This is a genomic window from Superficieibacter electus, from assembly GCF_002915575.1.
Classification (GTDB): domain Bacteria; phylum Pseudomonadota; class Gammaproteobacteria; order Enterobacterales; family Enterobacteriaceae; genus Superficieibacter; species Superficieibacter electus.
In genome coordinates this window covers 30825-51229 of sequence record NZ_PQGD01000015.1, presented here as the reverse complement: position 1 = coordinate 51229, position 20405 = coordinate 30825, and the positions used below count along the sequence as shown (strand labels likewise).

Here is a 20405-nt window from a genome sequence, read left to right as displayed (position 1 = left end):
GCGGTAAAAAGCCCGGTCAGCAGCAATGCGGCCGGGCTTTTGGGTTTATCCCCGGGTTCCAAATACTTCATCAATGGTGCGGCATTCATGTTCATTTAACGCTCCGCCCGCGTTACGTGATACGCCGGTGCAATCGCCAAACTTACGCGATACCACCGTCTTAATCGTCGAAACAAAATCATCACCAATCGCATAGATGGACATATAGGTGCCAATTTTTTGTTGTATCTCGCGTAGCGTCTCCAGGTCACCTTGCTTAAACGCCTCACGCGCGCTGACAAACAGTTCCGGCATGACATTGTTTAAACCGGAGATTACGCCAGCGCCGCCCGCCAGCAGATTGGGGATGTAATATTCGTCATAGCCGGAAAGTACGGCAAAATCCTCACGCACGGCACGAGTCGCCTGGATCATACTGCGGGTATGAGACTGGCAATCGACGGTATCTTTAATCCCGGCAAAGTGCGGGAATTCAGCGGCGAGGGTGGCGATCAGGTCCGGCGTTAAATCGCAGCCGGTGCGTGCCGGAAAGTTATAGGCAAACCACTGGCCGCTGAGCGTGTTGCCCAACTGGCGGAAGTAGCTCAGCAGTTGCTTTGGTGTTTGTCCGTAGTAGTAGGGCGGTAACACCATCACGGCTTCATAGCCGACCCGGTATGCCTCCTGTGCCATACACTGAATATCGTTCATACAGGTCGATGACACGTTAGCAACTATCTTGAGCGAACTCATCGCCCTGGCCTCGCGAATGAGGGTTAATCGCTCTTCCAGCGTAAAAGAAGCAAACTCACCGATACTGCCCATCAGCAAAATCACGTCAATATTTGCTCCGGTCAGGCGTTGAAGATGCTGCTTCAGGCCGTTCAGGTCGAGATTGCCGTCTTGATCCAGTGGCGTAATGGCAGGGCACCAGACGCCAGCAAATTGCGATTGTACCGTCACGTTGTTGACTCCTTATTATGAAATGGCGTTTCAAAAAATAACATGTCTGACGATGTAACGTGTGAACCTGGCTCGCATTTTGGCGGGTTCAGGTGAAAAATATGCTTTAATGAGGCAAATTTATCGGTAAGAGGGAGACAGATGCGCTATCCGGTTGAGGTATTTACGGGCAAAGTCCGGGACTACGAGGGAAGTCGTCCCAGCGCTATCGCAAAGGTCCAGGTAGCGGGCGAGCTCGCACTAACCGAGTCAGGGTTGGCTGGTGATGAGCAGGCAGAAAGCAAAATTCACGGTGGACCGGATCGCGCCCTGTGCCACTATCCCCGGGAGCACTATCTTCATTGGGCACGTGAGTTTCCTGAACAGGCGGAATTGTTTGTGGCCCCGGCATTTGGCGAGAATCTGTCAACATCGGGGCTGACGGAAGAGAATGTGTTTATCGGTGATATTTTCCGCTGGGGTGAGACTTTCATTCAGGTGACGCAGCCACGCTCGCCGTGCTTTAAGCTGAACTTTCACTTTGGCATCAGCGATATGGCGTCCATCATGCAGGCGAGCGGTAAAACCGGCTGGCTGTATCGGGTGATTGCGGGCGGGAAAGTCTCTGCTGGCGCACCGCTTACGCTGGCCTCGCGGGTGAGCGATGTCACAGTGTATGAAGCCGGGGTGATTGCGTGGTCAATGCCGTTTGATGATGAGCAATATCATCGTTTGCTGTCAGCGGCAGGTTTGTCAGCCAGCTGGACGCGAACCATGCAGAAGCGGCGCGTTAGCGGCAAGATCGAGGATAATTCACGTCGGTTGTGGGGGCGGTAGTCTTTTCTCCCCCTCACCCAACCCTCTCCTTTAGGAAGAGGTGGGCCGTTCGGCATTCGTCGTTGATTATGGAGTAAATTGGCCTGCGCTGACGGAACGCCTGTAAGCGCTTCAGTAAAGTGCTTTACTTCAGCCGCGGGAAAAACAGCCCCCTCTCCCTCAGGGAGAAGGTTGGGGTGAGGGGGCGTCAGCTATGCCCGCTTATACAGCGGTAACCAAATCACCAGACGCAAGCCACCGAGCGGGCTGTCTTCCGCTTTGACCCAGCCGCGATGCTGCTGAATAGCCGTTTCCACGATCGCCAGCCCCAATCCGGTGCCGCCGGATTCGCGGTCACGAGCTTCATCCGTACGATAGAACGGGCGGAAAATCTGCTCCCGGTCTTCCGGGCTGACGCCAGGACCGTCGTCGTCAACCGTAATGGTGATACCGTCTTTATCCACCGCAAAACCAACAGAAATAGTGGTGTGCGAGTAGCGCAGGGCGTTGCGAACAATGTTCTCCAGCGCACTCTCAAGGGCACTCGGGTTGCCGTACAGCGGCCACGGTCCGGGCGGGTATTCGATGGTAAAAGATTTGCCCATCTGTTCCGCTTCAAAGGCCGCGTTATCCAGCACCTCGCCCCATAACTGGTTGGCTTTCATGGTCTGGCTGACCAGCGCATTCTTCTGCTGGTTGCGTGACATGACCAGCAAATCGTTGATCATGCTGTCCAGCCGCTGTGCTTCCGTTTCAATACGCTCCAGTTCTTTACTTTCACCGCTGCGACGACGCAACAGGGCGGTACCAAGCTGAAGCCGCGTGAGCGGTGTGCGCAGTTCATGGGAGATGTCCGACAGCAGGCGCTGCTGGGTCGTCATCATGCGCTCCAGCGCAGTCACCATCTGGTTAAAACTGGCTCCCGCCGCCTGGAACTCCTGCGGACCGGCCTCCAGTTCGGGATGCTGACGTAAATTGCCCTGAGCCACTTCATCTGCCGCATTTTTTAGCTTACGCGCTGGTCTCGCCAGGCTCCACGCCAGCCACAACAGGAGCGGCGCGCTGACCAGCATGGTGACGATCAGCAACAGTAACGGACGGTCAAACAGCAGGTTGATAAAATCGGACTGCGAACTGCTGGCGGGACGGATCAGGTAAAGCTGGTAGTTATCTTCACCATCGCGAATGGAGAACGGCCCCACCAGTTCGACCCGGCCATACTTTTTCTTTTGCGGTTGATCGGCATCATCCGACTGACCGATAAAGTTGCGGATGATCTGCATTTCATTGCGTTCAGCACCAATCACCCGGCCTTCGCTGGTGACCAGAACCAGGCGCTGTCCAGGCGGTGCCCACTTGTCGATCGCGCGAAACAGCCGACGCCACCACATCAAATCGTTGGGTGGATCGTTGGCAAGCTCAGCTTCAACATGCTGTTCAATCATCACGCCCTGACGCTGCTCGCTTTCCAGAAGTTCAGTCATCTGGCGCGAATCCAGTTTCGGGAGCATCAGTACCAGCATCAATACCAGCGCCAGCGTGAGCCAGAAAATGGCAAAGATACGGGCGGTCAGGCTTCCAATCATGAAGCGGAGACCATCAGATACCCACGACCGCGCAGCGTTTTAAACCACGGATGCCCGTCTTTCCGCTCCGGCAGTTTACGCCGCAGGTTGGAGATATGCATATCAATCGCGCGATCGAACGGCGTCAGGCGCTTGCCCAGCACTTCCTGGCTCAAATGCTCGCGGGACACCACCTGGCCTAAATGCTGTGCCAGCAGATAGAGCAGGGTAAATTCGGTGCCGGTCAGTTCCAGCGTTTCACCATCAAAGCTGGCTTCCTGACGCCCCGGATTCAGGCTCAGGCCGTCCACTTCCACCGTCGGCGAGCCGTTATCGCTATTTTGCTGCTGCTCGCTCCAGTGCGAACGGCGCAGGATAGCGCGGATACGCGCGACCAGTTCACGATCGTTGAACGGTTTCGGCAAATAGTCGTCCGCGCCCAGTTCAAGGCCCAGCACGCGGTCCAGCTCGCTGCCGCGGGCAGTCAACATAATAACGGGGGTCTGGTGTGTCTGGCGTAGCTCCTTAAGCGTGTCGATACCGTTTTTCTTCGGCATCATCACATCCAGTAAAAGCAGATCTATGCTGTCATCAATCAACGTCAGCGCCTGTTCACCGTCATGCGCCACTAAAACGTTAAAGCCTTCCATGTCGAGCAGCTCTTTCAGTAACGACGTGAGCTCCCGATCATCATCAACCAACAGGATTTTATTCATTTTTTAAATACCTCCGAGGCAGAAATTACGTCATCGAAGCGCGCTAATCCATGACTTTACGTTGTTTTACACCGCCTGACGCTAGTTTGCAGCCTGAATCGTAGACTGTCTCTCGTGGAATCGCGAAACAACGTTTTTTGGGAGCAAGTGATGCGCAATGTTACCGCTGCCGTCATGGCCTCTACGCTGGCATTCAGTGCGTTCAGCCAGGCAGGTGAAGCCATCACAGGCGATAACTGGCACACGACCGAAGGACTTACGCAGCGTAACAGCCAGCAGAGTCACATGTTTGACGGCATAAGTCTAACCGAGCGTCAGCGCCAACAAATGCGGGATCTGATGCAGCAGGCCAGGCATGAGCAGCCGCCAGTTAATGTTAGCGAAATTGAGGCAATGCACCGCCTTATTACCGCAGAAAATTTTGATGAAAACGCTGTGCGCGCCCAGGCTGAAAAAATGGCGCAGGAACAGGTCGCCCGTCAGGTTGAAATGGCCCGCGTGCGCAACCAGATGTTCCGCCTGTTAACGCCGGAGCAGCAAGCGGTTTTGAACGAAAAGCATCAACAACGGATGGCGCAAATGCATGAAATTGCGCAGTTGCAGCAGAGTTCTCCGTTGAAGCAGTTTAGTAGCAGTAAGTAGCATCCCAGTGACATACCCTGTTTTTCCTTGCCATAGACACCATCCCTGTCTTCCCCCTCATGATGAGGGGGTTTTTTTTGCCTGCTATTTACGCCAAAGCGTAAAATGAACATTGCATAAGAAGGCATGGGTGGGTCAAAATAAGCATGCAACTCAATGAGTTATAAATTTATGGTATATGTTAAAGGGATTTATTGATGGCTGGAATGGTTTTTTGTCGGGGCTGTGGGAAAGAAATTCACGAGTCAGCAAATGCCTGTCCGCACTGCGGTGCCTCTCAGGTGGCCCAAAGTTCCAGAAACCGCACTGCCGCGATTTTTATGGCGTTCTTTTTAGGCGCATTTGGTGGGCATAAGTTTTATCTGGGCAAGGTGGGTATGGGCATTTTATACCTGTTGTTCTTCTGGACCATTATCCCCAGCATCGTCGCCTTCGTTGAATGTATTATGCTGCTCTGTATGTCTGACGACGAATTTGCGCGTAAGTATCCGTAGCTTATCCTCTTTAAAGGCGATTTACCGCCTTTTTCTTCCTGCCACCGACCTGCGTTATACTACCCACGGGTTAAGCAGGAGAATCTATGAACCACTCTTATGGCCAACTGGTCAGCCGCGCAGCGCTTGCCGCCACGGTAATGGCGTCCTGTTTGTTAATCATTAAAATCCTGGCATGGTGGTATACCGGCTCGGTCAGTATTCTGGCGGCGCTGGTGGATTCACTGGTCGATATTGCCGCATCGCTCACTAATCTTTGGGTGGTCCGCTACTCATTACAGCCTGCTGACGATGAACACACGTTTGGCCACGGCAAAGCCGAGTCGCTTGCGGCGCTGGCGCAAAGTATGTTTATCTCTGGCTCGGCGCTGTTCCTTTTCCTCACCGGCATTCAGCATCTGGCAAGCCCGGAACCGATGAATGCGCCCGGCGTCGGGGTCATCGTCACTATTATTGCTCTCGTCAGCACGCTGGTGTTGGTCACCTTCCAGCGCTGGGTGGTGCGAAAAACCCACAGCCAGGCGGTGCGCGCGGATATGCTTCATTATCAGTCTGATGTTATGATGAACGGAACCATTCTCATTGCGCTTGGTCTGTCATGGTATGGCTGGCACCGGGCAGATGCGCTGTTTGCGTTGGGGATTGGGGTTTATATCCTGTATAGCGCGTTACGGATGGGATATGAAGCAGTACAGGCTCTGCTGGACCGCGCACTTCCTGATGCAGAGCGGCAGGAAATTATTGAAACCGTTACCGCCTGGCCTGGGGTACGCGGCGCACATGACCTACGAACGCGGCAGTCAGGGCCGACCCGCTTTATTCAGATTCATTTAGAAATGGACGACAATCTGCCGCTGTTTGAGGCGCATCTTGTGGCCGAACAGATTGAGCAGGCGCTTTTACTCCGTTTTCCGGGATCGGACGTCATTATTCACCAGGACCCTTGTTCGGTAGTGCCGCAGGAAGAACGACGGCTTTGAGCGTTTATCTTTCTTGTAAAAGTGTGGGCTGGATCGGCATTTTTTGTATAAATTAGCGCCGTTTGGTCTGACCTGAATCAATTCAGCAACAGAGGATTGATATACTATCGGCAGTATTCGTTACGTACTTTGGGTGAGCCTAAGTCCGTTTCCGGCATCAGATTTCATTTTGCATTCTAAGTTCAGAGGTAGTCATGATTAAGAAAATCGGTGTGTTGACAAGTGGCGGCGATGCGCCGGGCATGAACGCTGCGATTCGTGGCGTAGTCCGGGCAGCATTAACGGAAGGTCTGGAAGTAATGGGCGTGTATGACGGCTATCTGGGACTATACGAAGATCGTATGATCCAGCTAGACCGCTACAGCGTTTCCGACATGATCAACCGTGGCGGCACCTTCCTCGGCTCCGCGCGTTTCCCGGAATTTCGTGAAGAACACATCCGTGCTGTGGCTATCGAGAACATGAAAAAGCGCGGTATTGATGCGCTGGTTGTTATCGGCGGTGACGGTTCCTATATGGGGGCAAAACGCCTGACCGAAATGGGCTTCCCGTGCATCGGTCTGCCGGGCACCATCGACAACGACATCAAAGGCACTGACTACACCATCGGTTATTTTACCGCGCTGGGCACTGTGGTTGAGGCGATTGACCGTCTGCGCGACACCTCTTCTTCTCACCAGCGTATCTCCATCGTTGAAGTGATGGGCCGCTACTGCGGCGACCTGACGCTGGCTGCTGCCATCGCCGGTGGCTGTGAGTTTGTGATGGTGCCGGAAGTTGAATTCAGCCGTGACGATCTGGTCGCCGAAATCAAGGCTGGCATCGCTAAAGGTAAAAAACACGCCATCGTCGCTATCACCGAACATATGTGTGATATCCACGAGCTGGCAGAGTATATCGAGAAAGAAACTCACCGCGAACCGCGCGCGACCGTACTGGGTCACATTCAGCGCGGCGGTTCCCCGGTGCCTTACGACCGTATTCTGGCGTCACGCATGGGCGCGTATGCTATTGACCTGCTCCTTCAGGGCCACGGCGGACGCTGCGTCGGTATCCAGAACGAAAAACTGGTTCACCACGACATTATCGACGCTATCGAGAATATGAAGCGTCCGTTTAAAGGTGACTGGCTGGATACGGCGAAAAAGCTGTACTAAGCAGACAATGCCGGGTGGCGGCTGCGCCTTACCCGGCCTACGACTACGGCGCAGTGTTGATTTCATAGGCCTGCACAAGCGAAGCGCCGCCAGGCAAATGTGCCACGATGTGAGGTTGATTTCGCAGGCCTGTGCAAGCGAAGCGCCGCCAGGCAAATGTGCCACGATGTGAGGTTGATTTCACAGGCCTGTGCAAGCTAAGCGCCGCCAGGCAAACGTGCCACGGTGTGAGGTTGATTTTGTAGGCCTGCGCAAGCGAAGCGCCGCCAGGCAAATGTGCCACGATGTGAGGTTGATTTCACAGGCCTGCGCAAGCGAAGCGCCGCCAGGCAAATGTGCCACGGTAGCACGTACAGAGAAGTCAGAAGGGAAGGGAGACCTTCCCTTTTTCATTGGCGGGAGAAAAACTACTCGATATCCAGCGGATCTTCCGACAGGATAATGCCGGTATTGTCGGCGTAGAGATGATCGCCGGAGAAGAAGGTAACGCCGCCGAAATTGACGCGCACATCACTTTCACCGATCCCTTCACCCGTTGCCCCGACCGGAATGGCGGCGATGGCCTGAATGCCGATGTCCAGTTCTTCAAGGTCATCGACCTGACGTACTGAACCGTACACCACAATCCCTTCCCATTCATTTTGCGCCGCAGTGCGGGCAAGATCCGCATCAATGAGCGCGCGACGAACGGAACCACCACCATCAACCAGCAGTACCCGACCACGGCCATTTTGTTCGAGCAGATCGTACAGCAACCCGTTGTCCTCGAAACATTTTACCGTAGTGATTTGACCACCAAACGACGGCCGACCCCCAAAGTTGGAGAAGAGCGGTTCCACGACGTTGACATCTTCCTGGTAGATGTCACAAAGTTCGGAAGTATCATATTTCATAGGCTTAACGTTCCGTTGCTGCGAGAGCCTTCAGTATATCGCGCCGGACGCGCTGTTGGCAAAATCAACAATTGTTAATTGATATTTGTCAGTTAAATCATCGTCTGACTGAGGATAATCCCAATCACAAACAGCAGGTTAGTCAGTAATGCGCCTTTTACGGTACGTTCCAGCATTGGGCGCATCGCGAGAGGATCGCGCTCACGCATGACGTAGCGGGCTTGCCTGAACAGCAACGGAGCCGCCAGAATAAACAGCCAGCCCCAAGGGCTGTGCAGTGAAACAAGGTTAAAAAGCGCGAAACATGCCAGCGCTCCGAACAGCAAGCAGGCATGGTAACGCCGCGCATTCACCGACCCTAAGCGCACCACCAGCGTGTTCTTACCATTTTCGCGATCGCTATCAATGTCACGCAGGTTGTTAATATTCAATACCGCCGTTGCCAGCAGGCCGCAGGCAGTAGCGGGCAGGATAATCTCCGGGATCAAACTGTGTGCCTGAAGATACCAGCTACCCATCACGCTCAGCCAGCCAAAAAAAATCAGCACCGAAATATCGCCCAGCCCGATGTAACCATAGGGGCGATTGCCCATGGTATAGGTGATGGCTGCAATGATGGAAAGCCCGCCCAGTACCAGGAAGCCAATAAAATCGGCCATAGTCTGATATGCCATCGCAACCAGTGCCAGCCCCGACACGCAGGTGAGGGCAACGGTGATGATCAGCGCCCGCTTCATTTGCTGCTGTGTGATTGCGCCTTTTTGCATTCCGCGCAGCGGACCGATACGATCGGGTTTATCGCTACCCTTGACGGCATCTCCGTAGTCATTCGCCAGATTAGAGAGAATTTGCAACAGTCCGGCAGTAACCAACGCCATCACAGCGACCAGCGGATCAAAATGGCCCTGCCACCAGGCCAGCGCGGTGCCCACCACAATAGCGCTAAAGGCCAGCGGGAGTGTTTTAGGGCGCAGGCTTTCCAGCCATGCCTGAGTTGGACTCAAAGATTGTTCAGTCATAATTCCGGCTAATAAAAATGGGGCTTTATAGCCCCATCTGAAGTGATGAAAACGTATTGAGCACGATTATAAGATAAAACGGCTCAGATCTTCATCTGCTACTAAAGCATCAAGGTGTTTACTCACATAGTCTGCATTGATCACGATAGTTTCACCGTTCAGATCGCTGGCATCATAGGAGATGTCCTCCATTAAACGCTCCAGCACGGTATGCAGACGACGTGCGCCGATGTTTTCGGTGCTTTCGTTTACCTGCCAGGCCGCTTGCGCAATCCGCTTGATACCGTCGTCGGTAAACTCAATGTTCACGCCTTCGGTCGCCATCAATGCTTTGTATTGTACGGTAACGGAGGCATTAGGCTCAGTCAGAATACGTTCAAAATCACCGGTGGTCAGTGCCTGAAGCTCAACTCGGATCGGCAGACGGCCCTGCAATTCCGGGATCAGATCGGATGGTTTAGCCACCTGGAACGCGCCGGAGGCGATAAACAGGATGTGATCCGTTTTCACCATTCCATGTTTGGTCGACACGGTGCAGCCTTCCACCAGCGGCAGCAGGTCACGCTGTACGCCTTCACGGGACACATCCGGGCCATTGGATTCGCCACGTTTGCAAATCTTGTCGATTTCATCGATAAACACGATGCCGTGCTGCTCAACGGCATCTACCGCATCCTGTTTCAGCTCTTCCGGATTAACCAGTTTCGCCGCTTCTTCTTCAATCAACAGCTTCATCGCGTCTTTGATTTTCAGCTTGCGCGGTTTTTGCTTCTGGCCACCGAGGTTCTGGAACATCGACTGAAGCTGGCTGGTCATCTCTTCCATGCCCGGAGGTGCCATGATTTCAACACCCATCGGTGCCGCCGCGAGATCGATTTCGATTTCTTTATCGTCAAGCTGGCCTTCACGCAGTTTTTTACGGAATGCCTGACGTGCCGCAGACGGTTCTGCCTGCTGCTCGGCCTGACCCCAGTTGTTTTTTGCCGGTGGGATCAGCACGTCGAGAATGCGCTCTTCTGCCATCTCTTCGGCACGGAAGCGATTTTTTTCAATCGCCTGTACGCGAACCATTTTTACCGCGGCATCGGTCAGATCGCGGATGATAGAATCCACTTCTTTACCGACATAGCCAACTTCGGTGAATTTCGTCGCTTCTACTTTAATAAACGGTGCATTAGCCAGCTTCGCCAGACGGCGGGCGATTTCGGTTTTACCCACGCCGGTTGGTCCGATCATCAGAATGTTTTTAGGCGTGACTTCATGGCGCAGCTCTTCATCAAGTTGCATACGACGCCAGCGGTTACGTAATGCGATCGCCACAGAACGTTTAGCTGCGTCCTGGCCGATAATGTGTTTGTTCAGTTCGCTGACAATTTCGCGTGGGGTCATTTCAGACATGGGTGATCCTTACGCCTTAGACGGCAATTCTTCAATAGTGTGGAAGTGGTTGGTATAGATGCAGATATCGCCTGCAATCCCCAACGCTTTCTCCGCAATGTCGCGTGCGCCAAGCTCGGTGTTTTCCAGCAGTGCGCGAGCCGCCGCCTGCGCATAAGGGCCACCAGAGCCAATCGCAATTAAATCGTTTTCTGGCTGAACAACGTCGCCATTCCCGGTAATGATTAGAGAAGCATTTTCATCGGCAACCGCCAGCAGCGCTTCAAGTTTGCGTAGCATGCGGTCGGTACGCCAGTCTTTCGCCAGCTCAACGGCGGCTTTAACCAAATGCCCCTGGTGCATTTCCAGTTTGCGTTCGAACAGTTCAAAGAGGGTGAAGGCATCGGCGGTACCGCCAGCAAAGCCTGCAATGACCTTGTCGTTGTAAAGACGACGTACTTTTTTGACGTTGCCTTTCATTACGGTATTGCCGAGTGTGGCCTGGCCATCACCAGCAATGACCACATGACCGTTACGGCGTACGCTTACTATTGTTGTCACGAGATGCCCCCCTGGGTGCAAAAGCGGAATATGCGCCCCGCAGAGTGTGCGGGGCTGAATGCAATTATAGATGGGGGGGATTTTGGGGGTTTCAACCCCTGACGGCGACGCGAATGCAGTTTGCGTGCCCGGCCATCTTCAGACGATTCAACATACCGTCCGCATTATCCTTGCCTTTGACCGGACCAATCACAACCCGGTTGATGCCGTTGCTGGTCGTAATATGGGAATCGAAACCTTCAAACGCCAACTGCGCCCGCACGGTTTCCGCCTGTTCGGCACCTTTAAATGCGCCACACTGCATCAGCCAACGACGATCGTCTTTTTTCTCAGCCGTTTGTGTTGGTGCTTCTGCTTCGCGGGCTGCCGGTGCGGCAGGCTGCGTTTTTGGCTGCGTCGAGTTGGTATGCGCAGGCGTCTGAATTAAATCCTGATACGGCTGCTGCGACGTAGTCTGCTTCGGCGGCTGAGTTTGACGCGGCTGCTGTACAGGTTGCTCCGTGACCCGAGGCGGCGTGCGTTGCTGCTGCACGGGCGGCGTGTTCGACCATTGTTGCTGTTGTTGCTGAGCCTGAACTTGTCGCTGACGCTCCAGCGTTTGCTGACGCTGCGCTGGCGTCTGCTCATTCCACGGCACTTCATTAAGCTGCGTAGGTTGCTGGCGCATGTCGGCCTGCATCTGGTCGAGCAACTGGCGTTGTTCGTCCGTCAGCTGGTTTGAATTCATCACTTCACCTCCTGCCGAAGGTTCGGTAGGCGTGCGAATGCCGGGCTGACGGCTTTCCAGCTCTTTGATATATTTCCAGCGTTCCTCAGGCTTCGGCGGCAAACCATTGCCGGTCACCTGACGGCCCTGAAGCGCTTCTGATTCTTCTTTTTTATGGTGGGTAATAAAGTACAGTCCACCGATAAAGGCCACCAGTACGGCCGCAGCAATGGCGACCATCGCTGGTGAAACAGCGGGCAGGTTCCGTTGCTTTTGACGTGATGTGCTCTTTTTGCGCCGCGAAGAAGCCGGTTGGCTGCGGCGTACATAATCTCGTTGTGCCACTCTCGTTTCGCTGTATTTATTTGTTATCAGTCCGCCATGTTACTTAAGCGGCGGCCCTTTGACCAGACAGGGGAGTCTTAAAGCGGGTTTACTTTAAGACAATATATTTCCCGTACTGCCACGTACAATGAGTTCGCAATCCAGTAAGCGCGAGCCGCTACTGACGTTTTGTCCGTGTAATTGATCGAGCAGAAGCAGCATGGCTTCACGCCCAATGGCAAAACGCGGTTGCGAAACGGTCGTCAGCGGAGGATCGCAAAACTCAGACAGCGAGATATTATCAAAACCAATTATCGACAAATCGCGCGGAACATGAAGCCCCTGACGTTTGGCCCAGGATAATGCGCCCAACGCCATCACGTCACTATGGCAAAAGACTGCCGTTGGCGGTTTCGGCAGGGCCAGCAGTTGTTCCAGCGCTCTGGCACCGGCTTCATAGGTAAAATTGCCGCGAGCAATATAATGCGGGTCGACGGTAATACCGCTCCGACGCAACGCCTGAACATAGCCCTGTAGCCGATAATGACACAGCGGCATTTCTTCCGGGCCGGCAATACAGCCGATGCGCTGATGGCCAAGGTCGTGAAGGTAGTTTACAGCGTCAAAGGCCGCGGTCAGATTATCAATGTGTACCGTCGGTAGTTCCAGCTCAGGTGCAAATTCATTTGCCATCACCATCGGCGGCAGATTACGCTGCTCTTCTATACTGGCATCAAACGGCAATTGCGAGCCCAGCAGCAACATACCGTCGATCTGCTTGGTGATAATCAGGTCAATAAAGGTTTTTTCCTGTTGGTTCTGGTGAGCGCAATCGCCTATCAGCACCAGGTAACCATGCTCCGCAGCAGTGACTTCAATACCGCGAATGATTTCACTAAAAAAGGGGTCGCAAATATCCGGCACGATCACCAGCAGGGTGCGCGACTCATTACGTTTGGTGTTGCGGCCAAGCGCCTGTGGGTAATAGCCCACGTCAATTGCCGCCTGTTCTACCCGATTACGGGTGGTTTGAGACACTTTTTCCGGGTTCATTAAGGCCCGCGACACGGTTGCCGTCGAGACTTTTGCTTTCAGAGCCACATCCTTCATGGTTGCCGAAGCAACCGCTTTCCGGGTCTTCACTACTTTTCTCCTCGCAGACGCCGCGCAGGCACAGAGACGTCCTCTGTCTCTGACATCACCCACATTTTTATCAGATAGTTATCCGAAGAGTTACAGAAATTTCATGAAAAGTGTGATGAACATTAAATTTCTCGATCCGCCTCGCATCGTTGTCGTTTAACCCTCAATAGGATCGACATCCAGCACCCATTTTACCCGGCGCGATTCTGGCAGCGTGTTGATTAACGCCAGCGTTCCGCTGACGACATGTTGCAGACGCACGCGTGATGGATGCTGGAGCAGTATTTGCCAGCGATAACGCCCCCCACGCTTGGGAGCCAGAGCCGGCACCGGGCCGAGTATCCACAACGGCTCATCAGCCAGCGGGCTGGCCTGTATCAGGTTGCGCAACTGCTGTAAGAAAACGGGAGCCTGTTGATTGTTATGGTCTTCCGCACGAATCAGGACATGGCTGGTCCACGGCGGCAGTTGCATCGTCTGACGTTCCGCCAGCGCCTGCTGCGCAAAGGCGTCATATCCCTGATGCAGCAATGTTTGTAATAGAGGATGTTCCGGATGATGAGTTTGCAGGATCACTTCGCCCTGTTTACCTGCCCGCCCCGCGCGCCCTGATACCTGGGTATACAGCTGGGCGAAGCGTTCCGCGGACCGAAAGTCCGCCGAGAAAAGTGCGCCATCAACATCCAGCAGCGCCACCAATGTCACATCCGGGAAATGGTGCCCCTTCGCCAGCATCTGGGTGCCAATCAGGATGCGAGCCCCGCCGCGATGGACCTCCGCCAGATACTGTTCCAGCGCGCCTTTGCGGCTGGTGGTATCGCGATCGATACGTGAAATAGGCACACCGTCAAACAGCGGTGTTAACGCCTGTTCCAACTGCTCAGTGCCCATGCCTACCGGCACCAAATGCGTCGAGCCGCAGGACGGACACTGGCGCGGAACAGGGCGCTGGCTGTCGCAGTGGTGGCAACGCAGCTGATGCTGCGCCTGGTGCAGGGTGTAGTAGTGATCGCAGCGCGGACACTCGGCGATCCATCCGCAGTCGTGGCACAACAGCGCCGGGGCGAATCCGCGACGGTTAAGAAACAGGATCACCTGATTATCAGCCTGAAGATGCTGGCGCATTCGGCTGATAAGCACCGGTGACAGGCCCGCCTGAAGCTGCTGGCCTTTCAGGTCGAGCACATGCTGGCTGGCCGGGCGTGCGTTACCGGCGCGGCGGGTCAACTGAAGCTGGCGATACTTTTTCTGCCGCACGTTGTGCAGCGTTTCCAGCGCCGGCGTTGCGGAGCCGAGGATAATCGGGATCTGCTCGCTGTGCGCCCGGAAAACCGCCAGATCGCGTGCGTGGTAACGCCAGCCTTCCTGCTGTTTATAGGAGCTGTCATGCTCTTCATCAATAACAATGACGCCGAGGTTTTTAAACGGCGTAAACAGCGACGAACGGGTGCCGATAACAATTGCCGCCTCGCCGTTTTTTGCTTTTAGCCAGGCCGAGAGGCGTTCGCTGTCATTAAGTGCCGAATGCAGCACTTCAACCGGCGCGTTAAAACGTTCGCGAAAACGAGCGATGGTCTGCGGCGTCAGGCCAATCTCTGGCACCATGACCAGCGCCTGTTTACCCTGCGCCAGCACATTTTCCAGCACGCTCAGATACACTTCCGTTTTACCCGAGCCGGTGACCCCTGCCAATAACCACGCAGAGAAGCTGTCTGACGCACTGTGGATTGCGCCGACGGCGGTGGCCTGTTCGGTATTGAGTCGCAGACGTTCACCACTCACGGCGTATTGGGCGCGCCAGTCGCTGAGAGCAGGGGCTTCGCTGCTCAGTTCACTCAGTCCTTTCGTGCGCAACGCCTGAAGCGCCGCATCGTTAAATTCCAGTTCAGCCACCTGGTGTCGCCAGATTTTCCCCTGACGCAACGCCGCCAGCGCTTGCTGCTGCTTTGGCGAACGCTTCAGGCTGTTGATATCGACTGCCTGACCTTGCTCCGTGGCAAACCAGTACCACAGCGGCGCGGCGCTGGCAGGCTTGCCCTGACGCAGCAGAATGGGCAGCGCGTGAAACAGCACGTCGCCTACCGGATGATGATAATAGTCAGCCGCCCACAGCAATAAGCGCCAGACGGACGTTGAGAACACCGGTTCGCTGTCCACGACCTCGACCACTGCCTTTAACTCATTAAGCGGCAGTTCGCTTTTCTCGCTGACCGAGACCACAATCCCGATGCGCTCCTGTTGCTTACCAAACGGTACGCGTACACGACAGCCCGCCGTCACCGACATTGCTTCAGGCAGCAGATAGTCAAAGGTGCGGGGCAGCGGAACCGGTAGCGCAACGTGAGCAACGGGCATAAGATCATCCTGATGTGAAAACTGGCGGGATAGTATACACATTCTATGAGGCGGCGAACGGATCAGTTTGCATACGCTGGTTAAATTCTGTATGATTCGCCCCCTTTGGTGCGCTAAACGCGTATCAGAAACAACTACCATTAACATCGCGTGGTGTCTGGCGTTAGGGCTGGAAGAGCGACGCGGCCTTAAACTGAGGTTTTCCATGAAAAAAGATATTCACCCGAATTATGTAGAAATTACTGCAAACTGCTCTTGCGGTAATGTGATCAAAACCCGCTCTACCGTGGGCCACAATCTGAACCTGGACGTGTGCAGCAAATGCCACCCGTTCTTCACTGGCAAGCAGCGTGATGTTGCTACCGGTGGCCGTGTTGACCGCTTCAACAAGCGCTTCAGCCTGCCGACCAGCAAATAAGTTTTGCTGTCAGAAAAAAGCGCCGCAAGGCGCTTTTTTTGTCTCTGAACGTTCTTAATTAGTGTCTGCTCTATTATGTGCGCTAAATGCTATTGAAACGCCGTTCCTCATTTAATGATAAATTGTTTCTATTGTTGATCATGGTCTTTTCGATCTTTCATTTTCTGCCATCAATTTTATTTTATGGCAAAATTTAAAAGGTTTTCATGACCGCTCTGCCCTAGACTTCCTGACGCTCCTTAAACCAATTATCAGACTTCATTGTTTCACTGGAGTTTTCACCTTGGTGAAACTCACTAAGTCATTCTATTGCTGGGATCTCATTTTTGAGAGGGTTTGTCATGAAATTAAAATATGCCTTATTACTCCTTCCGGTATTATCTTGTACTGCGCATGCGGGTTACGTTGATTACCGTCATGAATATTATGATGATGGCCGCAACTATGACCGTGTTTATATGTCGCACCGTTTTGCAACAGGTTTTGGTGTTGCCGTAGAAGCCATTTCACGCTCCGATGATGCGCAATCGAATAGCGCATGGAACAATATGGAAAGTAATGGTAATGAGTATACAGCGAGCTATCAGTTTAACTGGCAGGATCTGATCTGGCAGCCAGGTATTGCTGTTGAAACTGGCGATAACATCACGATTTATAAGCCTTATGTTCGCGTACAGTACAATATCAATGACCACTGGTGGACCGCATTTCGCTATCGTCAGGAATATGCCCGCAGAAACACGGAAGGGAAAGATGACCGCATGGTTTATCGACCTGAAGCCTGGCTTGGTTATAACGTGGCCAACTGGATGTTCGAGCTGAATGGTATTTATAAAATTGCCGATAGCGAAGATTTATATAACAACAAAAAAGAAGATTATGAATATAACTTCCGCGTTGCTTATAAATTCGGATCATGGGTTCCCTTTGCTGAAATCGGTAACGTCTCTTCAGGTTATAACACAACGACCACCGACGATCGCCAAACCCGTTACCGTGTAGGTATTGGTTATAACTTCTGATCATGACCACTCTTCGTATCGGTTTATTACGTGAGTATCAGGCTGTATTTATAATTTGCGCAAATAATATGTGTAGGAGTTGACATCATGTCTAATGATGGAACTGTGATTGACAGCAATAAAATTATTGCTGTCAGGCCTTTCGGATTAAGGGATAAGTTTGGTTATTTATGTGGTGATCTCGGAACCTGTTTTATTCTGGGGTTGGTAAATAGCTTTTTAATGATTTACTACACTAACGTACTCGGTATTTCCGGCGTGATTGTCGGCTCGCTTTATTTTGTGACTAAACTCTTTGATGCGTTTGTCGATGTTGGGGTAGGGCGCTTGTGCGATACGTCAAAACTGACGGTATATGGGCGTTTTAACCCCTGGGTGCGTCGCATGAAGTATCCGTTCTGTATCATTGCGGTCGTCCTGTTCCTGCCGTTTGTGCAAGATTTTTCTTATACGGCAAAAATTATCTACATCAGTTGCTCTTATTTTATTTACGGTTCACTGTTATCGACCGTGAGTATTCCTTACGGTGCCATGTCTGCGGCGATTAGTTCTAACCCGGAAGATCGTGTATCGCTCTCAACCTGGCGCAGCGTCGGGTCAGCCATCGGCGGCGGGGCAACCGGCTTTTTCATTCCTATCCTGATGTATACCACCCTTGTGGACGGAAGCCAGGTCATTTCCGGGCAGCATTTCTTCTGGATTGCCATTGGTTGCGCTGTATTAGGCTTTATCTTTTTAACGTTGACCTGCCAGTTAACGACGGAACGCGTACGCGTGGAAAGAAAAGAGAGCATGCCCGTGTCGGTGCTGTTGAAAGGCCTGGTACGCAACAAGGCGCTGATTGTTTTAGTCGTGGTGGATCTGCTTATCGTGATTAATCAGGGGCTTTCCGGCACTAACATGACCTACCTGTTTAATGATTATTTCCATAATAAAGAAGCCATGTCGATCGCGTTACTTTTTACTTTCGGCTCTCTGGTTCTGCTGGCACCCTCGGCATCCTGGCTGACGAGGCGGTTTGGTAAAAAGGAAGCTAGCGTCGGCGCGTTGCTTTTTGCGGTAGTCATGTATGTGATGATGTACTTCATTCATATTACGGACGCAAAAATCTATCTGGTTTTTCTGTTTCTGGCGACGCTGGGGGCGGGGTTATTCAACCTGATGATTTGGGCGTTTATGACCGATGTGTGTGATTATCACCAGTACGTCACTGGCGATCGCGAAGATGGCACGGTTTATGGTGTGAACTTCTTTGCCCGTAAGATTGGGCAGGCGTGCGCAGGGGCCATCGGCGGTTTTATGCTGGCCATCATTGGTTATCAACCTTCATCAACGGGTGGCGCTGTGCAAACCAGCATTGTGCAGGAAAATATTTATACGATGGCGAATCTTTTACCCGCGTTATGCCTGTTTCTGGCGGCGGTCATTTTGATCTACTTCTATCCGCTGAATCGTAAAGAAACGCTCAAAATGGAAGAGACATTGAATAAATTAAATGGAATTAGTAAGTAAGGCGATGAAGGTATGAGTGGATCGAGAAGGGGTGGGAGCAATCCCGCTTCTTCTTACCGTGCTCAGCGTAGGGGCTGATATATTCGCCGCTCCATTCAGCGATGAGTTACCTTGATCCTCTCACTATCCTCTGCTTTTTATTCACCAGCGTCCGCGAGCGCATTCATAACGCTGCCAGCGGTTAATTTCAACGAGGCGTTAATATCCATGCCCGCACTTTTCAGCCCCTTCGCCGTCCATTTATTACAGGTATTAAGCATTCCATAACGGCCATTCGCCGCATAAAACTGGCTTTCGCCGTAAATCCCTTTTTTTAAGGCAATAAGATGGCCGGTTTCATCGCGCTGGAAGCTGCGGCCAATAAAGCGCAGCAATCCATTGTACTGGCTGCGGTTAACGGTGAGTGGCCGAACCTGGCTTGTCGGGAAATAACGTTCTGGCTGCCCGGAGAAGGCGACTATATGCACCACCGCACCCGATGACCAGAACATCGCCTGCAACGTCAGTTTTGAAGTGATTTCTTGCGCCTGATAAAAACCTTTATCTCCCCAACCAATTTCATACCATTGCTGTGGCGTAAAACGTGTTTTTAACTGTGGCAGGATAATATTGATATCGTGCGCAGGCATAATTATTCCTGTATGCCAGCCGTGACTGACAACAAATACCTGATACTTTTCGGGCGATGAACTGGCAACTGGCGTAACCGCCTGCGGAAAGGTGCTACATCCGCTCAGCAACAAACACATCCCTGTGAGAAAGGTTTTCATCATGGTTTACCAGGAAAATAACGGCCATTGTTTATCCACCGTTTCCAGTTGCGGTGCATCAAACACCGCCTGCGGGGAGATAACCGTTTCTTCCAGCGGGATCTTTTTCCCGTAACGTTCTTTGATTTTGGCCTGTACAGCAGGTGAGCTTAGATCGAACTCTTTCATCTTTTGCAATTTGCCAACCTGCATATTCAGCGCATGAAAATACACTTTCCACACGACTTCAGAGCAATACTGCCTGTCGTCGGACCATGCAAACGCCAGATCATAAGGCTTGCCCAGATAGCCTTTGGCGGTCTGTGCCAGCTTTTTCTGTTGCTCTGCTGACAGCCCATCGTTAACGCGGCGAATGATATATTTGCCATCTTCACCGCGAGCGATAAATTTTTGCAGCGGGGTATAGACGACCGGACCAATGGCTTCGAACACATACGGTTTTTTGTTACGGATGATGACCATACCCGTATGGCTGTAGTCCGAGTGGGTCGCCAGCTGAATGGCTTTGCTCTGCGAGGAGCGGGAGATTTGAAAGATGATATCGCCCGTCTGCGGTTCATAGGCCAGAGCGGGGTAACAGACAGCCAGCCCGAGGGCCAGAAGATATTTTTTCATACGGTTTCCCTGTAAACGAGCAGGGCGGTTCGACATCCATGGACCGCCGTTGTAGCATCAGTACTCCCACGTCTCCGGGTCGATACCCAGTTCACGCATGATCACTTTCGCATCTTCCGGAATTTCGTCACTGCGCTCTTTACGCAGATCGGCATCGTTCGGTAACGGTTGACCGGTAAAAGCATGCAGGAACGCTTCGCAAAGCAGCTCGCTGTTAGTGGCATGACGCAGGTTGTTCACCTGACGACGCGTACGTTCATCGGTGAGGATTTTTAACACCTTCAGAGGAATGGAAACCGTAATTTTTTTTACTTGCTCACTCTTCTTACCGTGCTCAGCGTAGGGGCTGATATATTCGCCGCTCCATTCAGCCATGAGTTACCTTTAATCCTCTCACTA

The 20405-nt window shown here is 52.7% G+C and carries 22 protein-coding genes; 8 read left to right on the top strand and 14 right to left on the bottom strand.

Features of this window, described 5'->3' with window-relative positions; genetic code table 11:
• Positions 1-45 precede the first annotated feature (45 nt).
• Positions 46-942, bottom strand: a complete 897-nt coding sequence (locus CHU32_RS18310; RefSeq protein WP_103676842.1) for a dihydrodipicolinate synthase family protein — start codon at positions 940-942, stop codon at positions 46-48.
• Between the two features lie 141 nt (positions 943-1083).
• Between CHU32_RS18310 and yiiM the strand changes: the two genes are divergently transcribed.
• Complete coding sequence (yiiM, locus tag CHU32_RS18305; protein WP_103676843.1) at positions 1084-1758, top strand: 6-hydroxyaminopurine reductase; 675 nt, start codon at positions 1084-1086, stop codon at positions 1756-1758.
• A 191-nt stretch (positions 1759-1949) separates the two neighbouring features.
• Here the strand turns inward: yiiM and cpxA are convergent, their stop codons facing one another.
• Positions 1950-3323 carry an envelope stress sensor histidine kinase CpxA gene (gene cpxA / locus CHU32_RS18300; RefSeq protein WP_103676844.1) on the bottom strand — a complete coding sequence of 458 codons (1374 nt, stop codon included), beginning with the start codon at positions 3321-3323 and terminating at the stop codon, positions 1950-1952.
• Complete coding sequence (gene cpxR, locus CHU32_RS18295; RefSeq protein ID WP_103676845.1) at positions 3320-4018, bottom strand: envelope stress response regulator transcription factor CpxR; 699 nt, start codon at positions 4016-4018, stop codon at positions 3320-3322. Before cpxR ends, cpxA begins: the two co-directional genes overlap by 4 nt.
• A gap of 150 nt (positions 4019-4168) precedes the next feature.
• On the opposite strand from cpxR, the gene cpxP reads away from it, so the two are divergent.
• The 4 genes from cpxP (at position 4169) to pfkA (ending at position 7291) form a co-directional block, all read left to right on the top strand.
• Positions 4169-4660 (top strand): cell-envelope stress modulator CpxP, encoded by a 492-nt coding sequence (cpxP, locus tag CHU32_RS18290; RefSeq protein ID WP_103676846.1) that lies wholly within the window; start codon positions 4169-4171, stop codon positions 4658-4660.
• Between the two features lie 197 nt (positions 4661-4857).
• Entirely contained in the window at positions 4858-5154 is a 297-nt protein-coding gene (locus CHU32_RS18285) for a TM2 domain-containing protein (protein ID WP_103676847.1), read from the top strand.
• A gap of 86 nt (positions 5155-5240) precedes the next feature.
• Complete coding sequence (gene fieF / locus CHU32_RS18280; protein WP_103676848.1) at positions 5241-6134, top strand: CDF family cation-efflux transporter FieF; 894 nt, start codon at positions 5241-5243, stop codon at positions 6132-6134.
• A gap of 194 nt (positions 6135-6328) precedes the next feature.
• Entirely contained in the window at positions 6329-7291 is a 963-nt protein-coding gene (pfkA, locus tag CHU32_RS18275) for a 6-phosphofructokinase (RefSeq protein ID WP_103750904.1), read from the top strand.
• Between the two features lie 407 nt (positions 7292-7698).
• Here pfkA and rraA read toward each other — a convergent pair whose 3' ends face one another.
• From rraA to priA, 7 genes are all read right to left on the bottom strand, one after another.
• Positions 7699-8184 carry a ribonuclease E activity regulator RraA gene (gene rraA, locus CHU32_RS18270; protein WP_103676850.1) on the bottom strand — a complete coding sequence of 162 codons (486 nt, stop codon included), beginning with the start codon at positions 8182-8184 and terminating at the stop codon, positions 7699-7701.
• Positions 8185-8276: 92 nt separating this feature from the next.
• A complete protein-coding gene (gene menA, locus CHU32_RS18265; protein WP_103676851.1) occupies positions 8277-9203 on the bottom strand; it encodes a 1,4-dihydroxy-2-naphthoate polyprenyltransferase in 927 nt (308 codons plus the stop codon).
• A 66-nt stretch (positions 9204-9269) separates the two neighbouring features.
• On the bottom strand, positions 9270-10601 hold the full coding sequence (hslU, locus tag CHU32_RS18260) for an ATP-dependent protease ATPase subunit HslU (RefSeq protein WP_103676852.1): 1332 nt from the start codon (positions 10599-10601) through the stop codon (positions 9270-9272).
• A 9-nt stretch (positions 10602-10610) separates the two neighbouring features.
• Entirely contained in the window at positions 10611-11141 is a 531-nt protein-coding gene (gene hslV / locus CHU32_RS18255) for an ATP-dependent protease subunit HslV (protein ID WP_049839591.1), read from the bottom strand.
• 91 nt (positions 11142-11232) lie between these two features.
• On the bottom strand, positions 11233-12192 hold the full coding sequence (gene ftsN, locus CHU32_RS18250; protein WP_103676853.1) for a cell division protein FtsN: 960 nt from the start codon (positions 12190-12192) through the stop codon (positions 11233-11235).
• A gap of 93 nt (positions 12193-12285) precedes the next feature.
• Complete coding sequence (gene cytR / locus CHU32_RS18245; protein WP_103676854.1) at positions 12286-13314, bottom strand: DNA-binding transcriptional regulator CytR; 1029 nt, start codon at positions 13312-13314, stop codon at positions 12286-12288.
• 156 nt (positions 13315-13470) lie between these two features.
• Complete coding sequence (gene priA, locus CHU32_RS18240; RefSeq protein WP_103676855.1) at positions 13471-15669, bottom strand: primosomal protein N'; 2199 nt, start codon at positions 15667-15669, stop codon at positions 13471-13473.
• A gap of 205 nt (positions 15670-15874) precedes the next feature.
• Between priA and rpmE the strand changes: the two genes are divergently transcribed.
• From rpmE to CHU32_RS18225, 3 genes are all read left to right on the top strand, one after another.
• A complete protein-coding gene (gene rpmE, locus CHU32_RS18235; protein WP_103676888.1) occupies positions 15875-16087 on the top strand; it encodes a 50S ribosomal protein L31 in 213 nt (70 codons plus the stop codon).
• A 341-nt stretch (positions 16088-16428) separates the two neighbouring features.
• On the top strand, positions 16429-17109 hold the full coding sequence (locus tag CHU32_RS18230; RefSeq protein ID WP_103676856.1) for an oligogalacturonate-specific porin KdgM family protein: 681 nt from the start codon (positions 16429-16431) through the stop codon (positions 17107-17109).
• Positions 17110-17196: 87 nt separating this feature from the next.
• The gene (locus CHU32_RS18225) at positions 17197-18621 is read left to right on the top strand and encodes an MFS transporter (RefSeq protein WP_103676857.1); all 1425 of its coding nucleotides are present in this window, start codon (positions 17197-17199) and stop codon (positions 18619-18621) included.
• Here CHU32_RS18225 and CHU32_RS28955 read toward each other — a convergent pair.
• From CHU32_RS28955 to metJ, 4 genes are read right to left on the bottom strand one after another with little or no spacing between them, the layout of a single operon-like run.
• A complete protein-coding gene (locus CHU32_RS28955; RefSeq protein WP_139156241.1) occupies positions 18611-18724 on the bottom strand; it encodes a hypothetical protein in 114 nt (37 codons plus the stop codon). The genes CHU32_RS18225 and CHU32_RS28955 overlap by 11 nt on opposite strands.
• A gap of 34 nt (positions 18725-18758) precedes the next feature.
• Positions 18759-19394, bottom strand: a complete 636-nt coding sequence (locus CHU32_RS18220) for a TIGR02117 family protein (protein ID WP_103676858.1) — start codon at positions 19392-19394, stop codon at positions 18759-18761.
• Between the two features lie 3 nt (positions 19395-19397).
• Positions 19398-20006, bottom strand: coding sequence for a YiiX family permuted papain-like enzyme (locus CHU32_RS18215; RefSeq protein WP_103676859.1), 609 nt, complete (start codon positions 20004-20006; stop codon positions 19398-19400).
• A gap of 57 nt (positions 20007-20063) precedes the next feature.
• Positions 20064-20381 (bottom strand): met regulon transcriptional regulator MetJ, encoded by a 318-nt coding sequence (gene metJ / locus CHU32_RS18210; RefSeq protein ID WP_049839584.1) that lies wholly within the window; start codon positions 20379-20381, stop codon positions 20064-20066.
• Positions 20382-20405 lie beyond the last annotated feature (24 nt).

What these genes read in the sequence shown, in the direction of transcription:
- CHU32_RS18215 (WP_103676859.1), bottom strand. Translation starts at nt 20,006, where the DNA reads ATGAAAAAATATCTTCTGGCCCTCGGGCTGGCTGTCTGTTACCCCGCT.
- yiiM (WP_103676843.1), top strand. Translation starts at nt 1,084, where the DNA reads ATGCGCTATCCGGTTGAGGTATTTACGGGCAAAGTCCGGGACTACGAG.
- CHU32_RS18285 (WP_103676847.1), top strand. Translation starts at nt 4,858, where the DNA reads ATGGCTGGAATGGTTTTTTGTCGGGGCTGTGGGAAAGAAATTCACGAG.
- rraA (WP_103676850.1), bottom strand. Translation starts at nt 8,184, where the DNA reads ATGAAATATGATACTTCCGAACTTTGTGACATCTACCAGGAAGATGTC.
- rpmE (WP_103676888.1), top strand. Translation starts at nt 15,875, where the DNA reads ATGAAAAAAGATATTCACCCGAATTATGTAGAAATTACTGCAAACTGC.
- metJ (WP_049839584.1), bottom strand. Translation starts at nt 20,381, where the DNA reads ATGGCTGAATGGAGCGGCGAATATATCAGCCCCTACGCTGAGCACGGT.
- fieF (WP_103676848.1), top strand. Translation starts at nt 5,241, where the DNA reads ATGAACCACTCTTATGGCCAACTGGTCAGCCGCGCAGCGCTTGCCGCC.
- cpxA (WP_103676844.1), bottom strand. Translation starts at nt 3,323, where the DNA reads ATGATTGGAAGCCTGACCGCCCGTATCTTTGCCATTTTCTGGCTCACG.
- CHU32_RS18225 (WP_103676857.1), top strand. Translation starts at nt 17,197, where the DNA reads ATGTCTAATGATGGAACTGTGATTGACAGCAATAAAATTATTGCTGTC.
- hslU (WP_103676852.1), bottom strand. Translation starts at nt 10,601, where the DNA reads ATGTCTGAAATGACCCCACGCGAAATTGTCAGCGAACTGAACAAACAC.
- CHU32_RS18220 (WP_103676858.1), bottom strand. Translation starts at nt 19,394, where the DNA reads ATGATGAAAACCTTTCTCACAGGGATGTGTTTGTTGCTGAGCGGATGT.
- cpxP (WP_103676846.1), top strand. Translation starts at nt 4,169, where the DNA reads ATGCGCAATGTTACCGCTGCCGTCATGGCCTCTACGCTGGCATTCAGT.
- cpxR (WP_103676845.1), bottom strand. Translation starts at nt 4,018, where the DNA reads ATGAATAAAATCCTGTTGGTTGATGATGATCGGGAGCTCACGTCGTTA.
- CHU32_RS18230 (WP_103676856.1), top strand. Translation starts at nt 16,429, where the DNA reads ATGAAATTAAAATATGCCTTATTACTCCTTCCGGTATTATCTTGTACT.
- priA (WP_103676855.1), bottom strand. Translation starts at nt 15,669, where the DNA reads ATGCCCGTTGCTCACGTTGCGCTACCGGTTCCGCTGCCCCGCACCTTT.
- pfkA (WP_103750904.1), top strand. Translation starts at nt 6,329, where the DNA reads ATGATTAAGAAAATCGGTGTGTTGACAAGTGGCGGCGATGCGCCGGGC.
- menA (WP_103676851.1), bottom strand. Translation starts at nt 9,203, where the DNA reads ATGACTGAACAATCTTTGAGTCCAACTCAGGCATGGCTGGAAAGCCTG.